This window comes from Paenibacillus sp. cl123 (assembly GCF_900101595.1).
In the GTDB taxonomy this organism is placed as follows: Bacteria; Bacillota; Bacilli; order Paenibacillales; family NBRC-103111; genus Paenibacillus_G.
The window spans coordinates 45,610-58,459 of sequence record NZ_FMYY01000001.1 but is presented as its reverse complement, the minus strand read 5'-3'; the positions used below and the strand labels follow the sequence as shown (position 1 = coordinate 58,459).

The following is a 12,850-nucleotide window of genomic DNA, read 5'->3' as shown; positions in this document are numbered from 1 at the left end:
CGCCGGCGTTCTTGCTCCGCACGCTCGGCGGCGAGCTTGTCTTCGAACTCAACGCGCTGACGCTCCTGAGCCTCAAGCTCGGCCGTCAGCATGTCCTCAAGCTCCGCACGCTGGCGTTCATGTTCGGCTCGCTCGGCAGACAGCTTGCTCTCCAGCTCAGCCCGCTCGCGGCCGCGGTCTTCCTGCTCAGACGCCAGACGGGCTTCAAGCTCCGCACGCTGACGCTCCTGCTCAGCTCGCTCGGCAGACAGCTTGCTCTCCAGCTCGGCCCGCTCGCGGCCGCGCTCCTCCAGCTCCGACGCCAGACGCGTCTCGAACTCCGCACGTTGGCGTTCTTGCTCCGCTCGTTCGGCGGCGAGCTTGTCTTCGAACTCTGCACGCTGACGCTCCTGAGTCTCAAGCTCGGCCGTCAGCATGTCCTCGAGCTCCGCACGCTGGCGTTCATATTCGGCTCGCTCTGCAGACAGCTTGCTTTCCAGCTCAGCCCGCTCGCGACCGCGCTCTTCCTGCTCAGACGCCAAACGGGCCTCGAACTCCGCTCGCTGACGCTCCAGTTCCGCTTGCCCTGCAGTCAGCTTACTCTCGAACTCCGCACGCTCGCGTTCATGCTCTTCCAGCTTAGCTGCCAGACGGCTCTCCAGTTCCGCCCGCTGACGCTCCTGCTCAGCTCGCTCGGCGGCCAGCTTGCTTTGGAACTCCGCTCGCTGGCGTTCCTGCGTCTCAAGCTCGGCCGTCAGCAGCTCTTCAAGCTCCGCTCGCTGACGCTCCAGTTCCGCTTGCCCTACAGACAGCTTGCTCTCGAACTCCGCACGCTCGCGTTCATGCTCTTCCAGCTTAGCCGCCAGACGGTTCTCCAATTCCGCTCGCTGACGCTCCAGTTCCGCTTGCCCTGCAGACAGCTTGCTCTCGAACTCCGCACGCTCGCGTTCATGCTCTTCCAGCTTAGCTGCCAGACGACTCTCCAGTTCCGCCCGCTGACGCTCCTGCTCCGCTTGCTCTGCCGCCAGCTTGCTTTCAAACTCCGCTCGCTGACGCTCTTGCGCCTCCAGCTCGGCCGTCAGCAGCTCCTCGAGCTCCGCACGCTGACGTTCGCGCTCGTCCTTCTCAGCCGACAGCTTGCCTTCAAACTCCGCACGCTGACGTTCCTGAGCCGCCAGCTCAGCCGCCAGACGGCTCTCGAGCTCCGCACGCTGGCGCTCCTGCTCGGCACGTTGTTCCGCCAGCCGGGCTTCCAATTCTTCACGCTGCTGCTCGCCTTCAAGCAGCAGCAGCGTCATACGCTCGGCCTCGCGGGCCTGCTCCGCATTCCGCCCCTCAAACTCCCTGGCACGCTCGAGTTCGGCGGCGAGCTTGCTTTCGAGCTCCGCCTGCAGCGCAAGCTGCCGGTCCAAACGTTCGGCCGTCTGGGAAAATTCCGACTCGATCGCTTGCTTATGCTCGGTCAGCGCTTCCAGCTCCTTAGCCAGCTCCGCTTCCCGCGCCTCAAGCGCTTCCTTGCGCGCCTGCAGGTCATCGCGTTCTGCCGCAACCTCGGACAGCCGCTCCCTTTCCTCCGTCAGCTCCTGCTGCAGCTGCTCCAGCAGCTCGCCGGCTGCGGACATATCGGCCAGCGCCTTATCCAGCTGCCGCTTCTGTTCCTGCGAATGATCGATCTGCTCCTGCATCCGCGTCCATTCATCAGCCATATTAACCGCTGCCAAAACAGCGATTTTGGGAAGATCCAACCGGGGGCTTCCGTTAGCTATGCGATGCATCTGATCATTAACCACAGCGACGACTCGCTTTATATAAGAAGGACTGGACCTTGATACCAACTTGTATTGGGTGCCGTAGATGTCGACGGTCATGCGCACTTTCTCTTCACCGTTCACGCAGGTTGTCCCCTTTCCAAAAGACCAAAAAATTCTCCGTATCCTCAACTATTCGCTACGGAGAATCGCTTTTCCTGCTGCCCGCCGACAGGAATTGTCGAATGAAAATGGCATGAAAAAAGAGGGGCTGCCCCCTCCTTTTTTCTAGACGCCAGCCTTTGCTCCGAGCCGGCCTGCAGCGGATTCTCATCCGGTGAAAAAACCGGCCTGGAGCCGTCGCAGCACGGCCGGATAATCCCCTTCGTCATGCCTCGAGCGCCAGCACTTATTTCCGCAGCTCCGCTCCATAGGAAGCTTCGAGAGCCGACACGACGCGGCCGTGCAGCTCGCTCACTTCCTCGTCGGTCAGCGTGCGGTCCGCCGTCCGGTAGACAAGCGCGATGGCCACGCTTTTCTTGTCCGCGCCTACACGCTCGCCAGTGTAGATGTCGAACACCTGAATCGACTCCAGCAGCTGACCTGCGGTTTCCTGCGCTGTGGCGATCAGATCGCCGACAGCGACTCCCCGGTCCACGACCAAAGCCATATCGCGCGAGCTCGCCGGGAAGCGCGGCAGCGGGCTGTAAGCGAAGCGTTCGGCGACGAGCTTCGTCAGCGCCTCCATCTCCACCTCCAGCACATACGTATCCGCCAGATCCCTGGCTTGCTGCAAGGCCGGATGCAGCTGTCCGATCGTACCGATCACGCGGCGAGCACCATCCAGTTCAACCTCGATCGCAGCCGTACGGCCCGGATGATACCCTTCAACCTGAGTCTGAACATAACGCAGACCTTCAATGCCGAGGTAGGACACGATGTTCTCGAATACGCCCTTCAGGTCGTAGAAATCGACGTTGCCCGGTTTGCCCGTCCAGTGCAGCTCGCTGCGCTTGCCCGTCAGCAGCGCGGACAGCAGCAGCTTCTCCTCCGGCTGTCTGGTCAGCGCGGACTCCTCCGTCAGGAAGACGGGCGCGATCTCGAACAAGGCGACATCGTCGTTGTTCCGGTTGCGGTTATATACAGCCGCATCGATCAGATGAGGCACAAGACTGGTCCGCAGCACGCTCCGCTCCTCGCTCATCGGCATCGCCAGCGCAACCGGCTTCGCCTCGCGGTAGATGCCCGGGAATGCGGCGATCTGATCCGGATGCGTGTACGAATAGGTGATCGCTTCGTGCAGACCGCTGCCGTTCAGCAGGCGGCGGACCGTGCGGCGGACCGCTTGCTCCTTCGTGAGCGAGCCCGGAGTAGTCTCCGTATTCATCAGCGTCGTCGGGATATTGTCATACCCGTACAGACGCGCCACTTCCTCGATCAGATCGACGGCGCGTGTAATATCGCCCCGGCGGCTCGGCACATGAACGAGCAGTCCGTCCTGCTCCAGCGGCTCTACCGTGAAGTTCAGGCGTCCGAAAATTGCGGTAATCTCTTCCACCGTCAGACTCGTTCCCAGATACGAATTGATCCGGCTCGCAGTCACTTCGATCTGAACGGGGCGATGCTCGCTCGCAACCGACTGGACAACACCGGACGCCACTTGCCCGCCGCCCAGCTCGGCGATCAGAGCGGCAGCGCGGTCCAAGGCCGGGATGACCGCTTCGGGATTAACTTCCTTCTCGAAGCGAAGAGACGCTTCCGAGCGCAAGCCCAGCTGACGGCTTGTTTTCCGGACCGTTCCCCCGTCGAATCTGGCCGATTCCAGCAAAATGCGGGTTGTCCCCTCCGTCACTTCGGAGTTGGCTCCGCCCATAACCCCCGCCAGCGCGACCGGCTTCGTGCCGTCGGTGATCAGCAGCATATGCGGCTCAAGCGCCCGCTCGACATCGTCCAGCGTAACGAGCTTCTCGCCTTCCCGCGCATAGCGGACATCGATATGCCCGTTCTCCAGGCGATCCGCGTCAAAGGCATGCAGCGGCTGACCGTATTCCAGCATCACATAGTTCGTAATGTCCACAATATTGCTGATCGGACGAATGCCTGCGGCCATCAGCCGATTTTGCAGCCAAAGCGGGGAAGTCCCGACCTTGACGCCTTCGATCAAACGAGCGGCATAATGCGAGCAGGCGTCCTTCGCCGTAATTTCCACGGAAATCCGCTCGGCTGCCTTCACAGCAGCTTCACTATCCTGAATGCCCGCGGAACTGTCCGGCAGCCGGATCTCCCGGCCAAGAATGGCGGCGATCTCATAAGCCGCCCCAAGCATGCTGAGGCAGTCGGAACGGTTCGGCGTCAGGTCGAGGTCCATCACCTCATCATTGATCGCCAGCACATCCAGAATGCTTTCTCCAACCTTCGTATCCGCCGGCAGAACGAGGATACCCTCCTGAATTTCCTTCGGAAGCAGCTTATCGTTCAAGCCCAGCTCCTTGGCCGAGCAGATCATCCCTTGCGACTCCACGCCGCGCAGCTTCGCGCGCTTGATCGCCAGTCCGTCCGGCAGCTTGGCGCCGACCGTCGCCACCGGGACCTTTTGTCCGGCATCCACATTTTTCGCGCCGCACACGATCTGCAGCTCTTCGCCCGTGCCCACATCCACCTTGCACACGCTCAGCTTATCCGCATCCGGATGCTTCTCCCTCGAAGTCACATAGCCGACGACAACGCCGGTTACGCCCTTGTTGCGGCTTTCGACGATATCGACCTCGATCCCGCTGCGGGTCAGCTTCTCCGCCAGCTCAGCAGCCGTATAATCGGCAATCTCCACATATTGCGCCAACCATTGATAAGATACATTCATTGCGCCTCACTCGCCCCTTTCCCTTACAAATGCACGAACTGCTTCAGGAAGCGCAGATCGTTCGTATAGAAATGCCGGATATCTTCAATATCGTATTTGAGCATGGCGATCCGTTCGACGCCGAGGCCAAACGCAAAGCCGTTATATTCCTCCGGATCGTAACCGGCCATCTCGAGGACGCGCGGATGCACCATCCCGGAGCCGAGAATTTCCAGCCAGCCCGTATGCTTGCACACCCGGCAGCCGCTGCCGCCGCACATCGCGCACGTCACATCGACCTCCGCGCTTGGTTCCGTGAACGGGAAGAAGCTCGGGCGCATCCGGATCTTCGTCTGCTCGCCGAACAGCTCCTGCATGAAGCGCAGCAAGGTCCCCTTCAGGTCGCTCATCCGGATGTTGCGGTCGATGACAAGTCCTTCGATCTGCGTAAACATATGGGAATGCGTCGCATCGTCGTCATCGCGGCGGTAAACGCGTCCCGGGCAGATGATCTTGATCGGCACCTTGCCCTTGCTCTTCTCCAGCGTGCGCACCTGCACGGGCGAAGTTTGCGTCCGCATCAAAATGTCCTCCGTGATATAAAAGGAATCCTGCATGTCGCGCGCCGGATGATTTTTAGGCAAATTTAGCGCTTCGAAATTGTAGTAATCCTGCTCGACCTCCGGTCCCTCGGCGACCGTGTAGCCCATCCCGATGAAAATATCCTCGATCTCCTGAATCACCTTGTTGATCGGATGCTGCGCGCCTTGCGCGGCCGGACGGCCGGGCAGCGTAACGTCGATCGTCTCGGAGGCGAGACGGGCTTCCGTCTCCGCCCGGTTGAAAGCCTCCTGCTGCGCTTCGATCACTTCCTCGATCGCTCCGCGCACCTCATTGACGACCAGACCGATCGCCGGACGCTCCTCCGCGCTGAGCGCGCCCATCCCGCGTAAAATCTCAGTCAGCGGCCCCTTTTTGCCCAAATACTTGATCCGCAGCTCACCAAGCTGCTGCTGGTTCTGGACGCCCGCCAGCTCGCCGAGCGCTTCTTCCTTTAATTGCAGCAATCGTTCCTTCATGTTCCTGCTCCCTTCTCCATTCTGATAACGTTCAGCTGTAATCCTCAATCTCTGAAATGAGCCCGTCCCGGAATCGAAACACCGTTCTGCCGGACTCTATCCATAGATTCCTGCTCTCCTCGTTCATCTGCTGCGTCTCCTCCCAACGCCAGCTCCGGGCTTCGTGAGCTATGGGTTTTGCGGGAACGACAAAAAGGCTTCTTCCTCCCCGATAAGGGACGAAAAAGCCGTGGTACCACCCTTGTTAGAAAGCCGCAGCAGCACCTGCTGCGCCGCTCGCTTTCTCACTTCATTGAACATAACGGTTCGAAAACCGGTGGCCTTCTACTTGCCTCCGTATGAGAATCATCCGCATCCGGGGTTTCAAAGGACTGCTCGGGAGCGAACTTCGGCAGCCTGATTCTATCGGTCCCGCTCTCAGTCTCCGGCGGTTCCTCCCTGTGAAGAAGCACTGCTTACTTTTCTCCGTCCATGCATTTGTCAGTATGGATTTACCAAGTATTATATGCAATCCCCGCCGCGGATGCAAGAGGCGGCGAGCCGGAAGCCGAGCTGTCAGGAAACAAGCCGTCGCGCAGTCACGAGATCAAGCACCTTGGCCGCGGTCGCGCCCAGCTCCATATTTTCCACGACAATCTCGCAGGCTTTGCGGTAAGCGACCTCTTCGGAGTATTGTGCCAGGTAGCTTTCGAGCACGTCATACGGAATGTTTTTGGCGGCGAGCCGCTCCAGGATCGTTTGCTTGCCCGTATAAATGAAGATCGTAACCGCCTGTGCGCCAAGCATTCGCTTGAAAAACTGCGCCCCTTCCGGGTTCAACACAAGATAGGCGCCTGCGCCCGACCGGGTGGCGTCTTCCAGCTCCGCACGTTTGACGCCGTAGCGATAAGAGGCTATCCTGACCGTTTGGATGAATTCGCCGGCTTGCTCCGCCCTGTCGAACTCCTGTTCAGAGATATAGCGATAAAAATCCGCATTCGTTTCTTTAGGCCTCGGCTGCCGGGTCGTATAAGAGACGACCGCCGAAAATTGAAGAGCTTTGCCTACGAGCCGCGCAACCGACTTGCGTCCCGAGCCTCCGGTACCGGTAAAGAGAAGCAGGATGGGCAGATCCGTCATGTCCATCAGTCCCTTCCAAATGAATGCGTTTATACCTCTATTATAGTATGAATTTTCTGATAATTAAACGGCTTTTTTTGAGAACACAAGCCTCTATGGTATAATCAACCAAACCCCTGACCCGTGAGGAGAAACGAGGAATTATCATGTTAAGCTATGAACAGAAGCAAGCCATTATCGAAGCTTTCCCCGAACTGACACGCAAGGACGTATCGCTCGGACGGGTGAACTATCATTACGAAAACAGCGGCTACGATAAAAAGATCGTCGTCTATCACCTCCATCCGAACGGAAACGGCTTTGTGTATGCAGGCCATCTGACCGAAGCGGATACGGATGAGCGCGGGATGGTCAATATCCGGGATTACGGCGCGGACGAGCTCCGCAAGCTGATTCAAGCGTCCATCCTGTCGCTTGCTCCCAAGTCGGCAGCCGAGCTCGCCGTCAGCGGGACGGCCGATGATGAAGAACGGTGGCACGGCCCGGACAACCAAACCCTGCTGCTGGTTCACGAGGACGAGCTATGGTATGTGTATGCCGGACTGAATCTGGAATCGGCCTTCGAGACGTATGAGGAAGCGGTCCAGTACTTGCAGGAGGAAGGCTTTCGCCGTCCGTAGCATTGCCCGGCAAAACGAGTCAGTCAACCCAGTTGCAGACCAGGAAGGAGGCCAGGAATGAGCAACCCCGGACAGCTGCGAAGCCAGATTCGCCCCGGACTCGAGGTCGATATCGTGCTGAAGCAGGATCAACAGACAGGCAAAACGACACGCGGGATCGTGAAGGATATCCTGACCAACTCCCCCACCCATCCGCACGGCATCAAAGTAAAATTACGCGATGGTCAAGTCGGGAGAGTTAAGGCAATCGTTTCGAATAGTCAACCCTGATATAAGCAGCTCCCTTTAACCATACTGACGCAGGGGAGGAGACGTATATTGCCGCTGCTTGCCGGTGAAATCCGTGACATCACACGGTATCCTGTAAAATCATTTGCAGGAGAAAGCTTGGAAAATTGCCAAGTAGCTACGTATGGATTATACGGCGACCGTTTTTGTGCCTTTTAAAAGGTTCGGCATGTATGCATCCATTACAAAGCCTGGACATATTCGAAGTTGGCAGAAGATCTATGTATGTGCTCTCTAATCAAGAGAAACGGTTTTCTTTTGCAGGCAGTCAACCTTCTACCTGCAGAACATACAAACGCAGACAGCGGCCGCTGATCTGCGTTTATATGTTTTGCGGGCTTGCATAAAGGCTCCTCCGCGTTTTATAATAGGAACATACATTCCCATCCCAATCGCATACGGAAATTTATATGACCACAGGTGATACGATGAAAACCGAACATATGTATGAGGAATTGCGTTCAAAGTTCAAGGATGAAGATCGTGCCAAGCTTGTTATTCAGCAGCTGCGCACATATCAGGAAAGCAAGCAGAAGCGCAGATGGTGGCAGAAGCTTGCCCTCTCCCGGCGGCCCAGAACCAAACCTCAGTCCTGGGATTAGCTGCTGACGCAGGCTCTTGCTCCTCAGCATGGCGCGCTTCGTTCCTCTTGATAATACAGGCACATCTCCAGCCAGCGGCTGACCAAGCCCGGGTTGGACGCGAAGTGAAGATGCGTGTAGCCAGCCACCAGTCGGACGTATAAGCTTCCTTCCTTCTTGACTCCACTTGTCCCGACAGTCTCGTAGGCATGAGGCAAGCCGCCTCCCTTTGGCTCATAGACGGAATAATGGTATTCATGTCCGCGCGCAGTCTCGCCTTCCGGCAGCAAATAATTGCCCGGCAGCCCCTTCACTTCGCGCAGCCCTAGAGCGGCCCGCTTTTTCTGCATCGCTATGCTGCCCGGCACAACGCCCGCCATCGGATAACTGTTCCCATTCGTGTCCCGGATCGCTTCGGTCAAGTACATATAGCCTCCGCACTCCGCAAACGCAGGCATACCCGCCTCGATAGCTGCGCGGATCGATTGGGCGACTTCCGTCTGTTCGGCGAGCCTGGCGGCAAATTCCTCGGGGAAGCCGCCTCCGATATACAAGCCGGCGGCTTCAGCCGGAACAACTTCACCGGCGAGCGGCGAAAAGAAGGCCAGCCGGGCGCCGTGCAGCTCAAGCAGCTCCAGATTCTCTTCATAGTAGAAATGAAAAGCGGCGTCCCTCGCGACAGCAACTACCACTTTTGAACCTTCGGTCCGGCTCAGCGAACAACAAGGCCCGGCCCATACGCGCTGCCGGCTGATAGCGCCCGGGAGAGAGCGCGGCGTCGGCAGCGTCTGGCTCGCCTGTCGTCTCCCCGGAGAGGGTCGCTGGTTCGGCAAAGCCTGGAGCTGGTTCGGGTGCTGCAGCTGGCTTATGCCGTCCCTCGTCATCGGTCGGTTGTTCGCCGGTCAGTTGTTCGCCGGTCGGCTCTTCACGCGGGCCTGTCAGCTCCAGCAGCCGGCTTAGATCGACGCCGGACTCGATCCGGTCGGCCAGCGCAGCGTAGAAGCCGTCCAAGTCACCCCGCTCGATCGACGGCACAAGGCCGAGATGGCGCTCCGGCATGGACAGCTCCTCGCTGCGCAGCATGTATCCGATTACCGGTACCCGGCATTCCTTCTCGATCGCTTCCTTCACGATCCGGTAATGATTCAGGCTGCCGACATTATTCGCAAACACGGCCGCTATCTTCACCCTTGGGTCCAGCAGCTGAAAGCCCTTCACGATGGCCGCCGCGCTGCGCGCCATACTTTGACAATTGACCACCAGCAGTACCGGAGTGGCCAGCAATATACTGATCTCCGCCGTGCTGCCTGTATTCGACTTCGGGTCCTTGCCGTCATAGAAGCCCATAACGCCTTCGATAATCGAGATGTCCGCATCCCCCGAAGCGCGGTCGAAGATCTCCCGAACTGCCTCCGGCCCCATCATCCAGCTGTCCAAATTCCGGGAAGGCCGCGAAGTGACAGCCTTGTGGTAGGTCGGATCAATATAGTCGGGGCCGCATTTGAAGCCTTGAACAATCAGCCCTCTGCGCCGCAGAGCAGCCATGATGCCGAGCGTGACCGTCGTCTTGCCCACGCCGCTCCCGGTCCCTGCAATCACGAGTTTCCGCCGCTTGGCGGCTTGTCGCTTTTCCATACTCCCGTCCTCCTGTATCCGTGCCTCACGATCGAATTAACATGGATAGCTCCTAATCCGTCTCCATGATAGCATGGCCATTTCGGCATCGTCCATCTGAAGCGGGATAACGTCCCCAGACCGGAAGGCGTTCCAGAGTGAACGCCTTCGCATGTACGAAACTCAGGCACCAGAAGCAAGCCAGCCGGCTTTATGAGCCGAGTTTATCCCTTCACTCGCATTTGCGATTGCCTCGGCCTTCCCACAAGTTTGACCATCGATTATGCTGTATATATCGAATGTCTGAAGGAGTTGTATACTTTGAACCACGAGAAAATAACCGCTCATGCGCTGTCCAAGCCTGGCACCCGGATGCGCTACCCGTTCGACCCGGAGCTTCCGGTGCTGTTTGTGGGCGACAAAATGTTCGCTCTGCTCGGCACAACCTCTGGGGTACCCAGCATCAATCTGAAGGCCGACCCGGAAACCGTCTGGCTGACCCGCGAGACTTATCCCGGCACCGTGCTGCCCGGCTATCACATGAACAAAAAGCATTGGAACACCGTGGTGCTGAACGGGACATTATCCGATGACATCGTGCTCGATATGCTGGAAGAATCCTATCAGCTTGTCCGGCGCAAGCTGACCAAAGCCGTGAAGGAAGAGCTAGGGCTTTGAGCTTTGAGCTTTGGGCTTTGAGCTTTGGGCTTTGGGCTTTGAGCTTTGAGCTTTGGGCTTTGAGCTTTGAGCTTTGAGCTTTGAGCTTTGAGCTTTGAGCTTTGAGCTTTTAAGCCTTGCTTCAGTTCCACTCAATTCGGGGAGTCCATCTTCCGGGCCGTGAAGGCGGAAACGGCAGCCAGCAAGCAAAGCATCGCTGCGGCCCATAACACCCCTCCCGCGCCCAGCCACAGCGAGTTGGCCTCGGAGGCCATCGCTTGCTGCTCGTGCCGGCTTCCTATCGCCGTCAGACAGCAGGCGACGGCCGCAGTGAATACGAGAAAATGAGCAAGCATCCAGCCGAACGCGCTGGCGTATACTTCTTTCCTTTCCTTGATCCAAAGCAAGCTGACGAAAACAACAGCAATCCCCATCACAATGGCATAGCCGATGACCAGCAGCTCCATCGTCTCCTGCTCCATAGGCAGCATCGTATCCCTCCGATTGTTCAAGTTTGGCTCTTATATACGTTCATGGACGAGCTTAACGGAAATTTGTTGCGCCATGCATACGCCTTCCAACTCTTCCAGATTGATTTCCCCTTTATATTGTGCTATATTTTGAAGGCAAAACATCATTTGCGGGTGTAGTTCAATGGTAGAACGCCAGCTTCCCAAGCTTGAGGCGAGGGTTCGATTCCCTTCACCCGCTTATCATTTATGTGACTTAAAACCCTTGCGGCGCAAGGGTTTTTCTTTATCTACGGATAAACATTTGCCGTTAAAATCACCCAGGATTAGTAGGGGACAAAAACTTCTTGGCTGTTCAGCCGATTAGCCGATTATAGGTGATATGCCATATTAATCTTGTCCCAAAGCAAAAATAAAAAAGCACTCGGTTAAGAGTGCCGGAGTAGCTTAACTTAAAAACATACATACTTCCATCCGATAGGAGGACCGTAATAGTACCATTGGCATCGTGGAGGTGGCGGTGGCGGAATTGTTCCCATACCCGTTGTTGGTCCAGATGTTGGTCCAGATGTTGTCCCCGTTGTGGAAGGAATAGATGGCATTGTCGGGAATGGGCCCTCCGCCATAGAAATCTTATTTACATCAATGACCCCTTGAGTATTGTTGGGGTAAAAAACATTTATCGAATTTGCTCCTACATTAAGTTTATCGACGAATGCAACAACCTTTTGCCCATCAACGGTGAATATACCCCATTTGTTTAAATACGGCTGTACGTCGGTAATTGTTAATAAAACATATGTGGGTGTAAGACTTCTTTCCGTAAAATACGGATGGTAATAAGGGTTATAGTTCACAAAAAATACCTCCAAATCATTTATTTTACAAGGTATCTTATGCACATTTGCCCAGATTGACACAGTGTTCACTCGTTTTATCTAGCGCGAAAAAGAGCCGCATTTCTGCGACCCTTTTGATTTGATTATTCAGTTCGTTCTCGCCCAACTCGCTCACGATAAGATCATATCACGGATTTGCAATACCGTGGGTATACAGAAAGTATACTCTTTCAACGCTTTCGACTACGCTTGTTCCGACGTGGAATCCGGGAACTGATTTTTTTGATGTAAATCTCACTGTACCCCAGCCGTTCCGCGATTATTTTCAGCGGCAACCCCAGCGCGTCGCGCTGATATTCGACGGCTGTCTCCAAGCTCTGTATTTGCCCGATAACGGTCTCCATGCGCTGCCGGGTTACTTCAGTCTAATACCTCTAGCGTCTCCTGCAGCCCGCTGAAGGCCCTCTCATACTCCTCAAGCGCATGCTCCCCGGCTTCCTTGGTGTCGAACCTCTTCAGCGAGTCGCTGAACCAGCGCTGCGCCAACATTTGAATGATCGTGCTTGTGCCGGCACCTTGCGTACCCATCAGGACCAGCATATAGTCGAATTTGCATCCCGGTTCATACAGGCGCTTAACAGCAGCCACCAGCATTTTCCGGGTCACCTCCCGGACGTAATCCGTATCAGCGGCTCCTAAATAGTCCACAAACAGGCGATCGACGCGGGGCTTCCTGTCGCACTGCTGGGCCTCAAGGTATTCAATAGTAGGATGAAATCGATTTAAGTGCGCTACCTCAGTAAATGCGTTTTTAATCGTAGCCGACGCCTTGATGTCATATGTTTTGCCAAACCAGTGCTCCATGCACTTGTCATCCGCACCCAGCCACGGCTCATACTCTTCATGTTTGCACTCCCGGCCCCGCCACGGCAGCCGCCGGCAGATGACCTCCGTATTGCCAAAGGCGTCGTAGTGGTTATAAAGCAAACACCGCTTGGATCCCGGCTGGATCAGGCG

Annotated in this window: 12 protein-coding genes, 1 tRNA gene and 1 pseudogene; 6 read left to right on the top strand and 8 right to left on the bottom strand. The window is 56.7% G+C overall.

Going from position 1 to position 12,850, the window contains the following annotated elements; genetic code table 11:
- The 4 genes from zapA to BLR08_RS00260 all read right to left on the bottom strand — a co-directional run.
- Positions 1–1,871 (bottom strand): cell division protein ZapA (gene zapA, locus BLR08_RS00275; protein ID WP_256328258.1); only part of this gene is annotated, 1,871 nt, incomplete at its 3' end.
- Between the two features lie 265 nt (positions 1,872–2,136).
- Positions 2,137–4,587: a phenylalanine--tRNA ligase subunit beta gene (gene pheT / locus BLR08_RS00270; RefSeq protein ID WP_072338100.1), complete on the bottom strand. Its 2,451-nt coding sequence runs from the start codon at positions 4,585–4,587 to the stop codon at positions 2,137–2,139.
- 23 nt (positions 4,588–4,610) lie between these two features.
- Positions 4,611–5,645, bottom strand: coding sequence for a phenylalanine--tRNA ligase subunit alpha (gene pheS, locus BLR08_RS00265; protein ID WP_072338099.1), 1,035 nt, complete (start codon positions 5,643–5,645; stop codon positions 4,611–4,613).
- 555 nt (positions 5,646–6,200) lie between these two features.
- A complete protein-coding gene (locus tag BLR08_RS00260) occupies positions 6,201–6,764 on the bottom strand; it encodes a guanylate kinase (RefSeq protein ID WP_176835377.1) in 564 nt (187 codons plus the stop codon).
- A gap of 146 nt (positions 6,765–6,910) precedes the next feature.
- On the opposite strand from BLR08_RS00260, the gene BLR08_RS00255 reads away from it, so the two are divergent.
- The 4 genes from BLR08_RS00255 (at position 6,911) to BLR08_RS30905 (ending at position 8,274) form a co-directional block, all read left to right on the top strand.
- Positions 6,911–7,384 (top strand): hypothetical protein, encoded by a 474-nt coding sequence (locus BLR08_RS00255; RefSeq protein ID WP_072338097.1) that lies wholly within the window; start codon positions 6,911–6,913, stop codon positions 7,382–7,384.
- A 57-nt stretch (positions 7,385–7,441) separates the two neighbouring features.
- The gene (locus BLR08_RS00250; RefSeq protein ID WP_072338096.1) at positions 7,442–7,654 is read left to right on the top strand and encodes a YwbE family protein; all 213 of its coding nucleotides are present in this window, start codon (positions 7,442–7,444) and stop codon (positions 7,652–7,654) included.
- A gap of 48 nt (positions 7,655–7,702) precedes the next feature.
- Positions 7,703–7,831 carry an MOSC N-terminal beta barrel domain-containing protein gene (locus BLR08_RS00245; RefSeq protein WP_256257851.1) on the top strand — a complete coding sequence of 43 codons (129 nt, stop codon included), beginning with the start codon at positions 7,703–7,705 and terminating at the stop codon, positions 7,829–7,831.
- Positions 7,832–8,100: 269 nt separating this feature from the next.
- Entirely contained in the window at positions 8,101–8,274 is a 174-nt protein-coding gene (locus BLR08_RS30905) for a hypothetical protein (protein WP_176835376.1), read from the top strand.
- A 59-nt stretch (positions 8,275–8,333) separates the two neighbouring features.
- Here BLR08_RS30905 and BLR08_RS00240 read toward each other — a convergent pair.
- A pseudogene (locus BLR08_RS00240) lies at positions 8,334–9,888 on the bottom strand (cobyrinate a,c-diamide synthase); the annotation flags it as partial.
- A 300-nt stretch (positions 9,889–10,188) separates the two neighbouring features.
- Here BLR08_RS00240 and BLR08_RS00235 point away from each other — a divergent pair.
- Positions 10,189–10,545 carry an MmcQ/YjbR family DNA-binding protein gene (locus BLR08_RS00235; protein ID WP_072338094.1) on the top strand — a complete coding sequence of 119 codons (357 nt, stop codon included), beginning with the start codon at positions 10,189–10,191 and terminating at the stop codon, positions 10,543–10,545.
- A 131-nt stretch (positions 10,546–10,676) separates the two neighbouring features.
- Here the strand turns inward: BLR08_RS00235 and BLR08_RS00230 are convergent, their stop codons facing one another.
- Positions 10,677–11,015: a hypothetical protein gene (locus BLR08_RS00230; RefSeq protein WP_072338093.1), complete on the bottom strand. Its 339-nt coding sequence runs from the start codon at positions 11,013–11,015 to the stop codon at positions 10,677–10,679.
- Between the two features lie 149 nt (positions 11,016–11,164).
- On the opposite strand from BLR08_RS00230, the gene BLR08_RS00225 reads away from it, so the two are divergent.
- Positions 11,165–11,235: transfer RNA gene (locus tag BLR08_RS00225), tRNA-Gly, on the top strand.
- A gap of 211 nt (positions 11,236–11,446) precedes the next feature.
- On the opposite strand, the gene BLR08_RS30495 is transcribed toward BLR08_RS00225, so the two are convergent.
- Positions 11,447–11,851 (bottom strand): hypothetical protein, encoded by a 405-nt coding sequence (locus BLR08_RS30495; RefSeq protein WP_143014307.1) that lies wholly within the window; start codon positions 11,849–11,851, stop codon positions 11,447–11,449.
- Between the two features lie 402 nt (positions 11,852–12,253).
- Positions 12,254–12,820, bottom strand: a complete 567-nt coding sequence (locus BLR08_RS00220; protein ID WP_072338092.1) for a VapE domain-containing protein — start codon at positions 12,818–12,820, stop codon at positions 12,254–12,256.
- Positions 12,821–12,850: the final 30 nt, after the last annotated feature.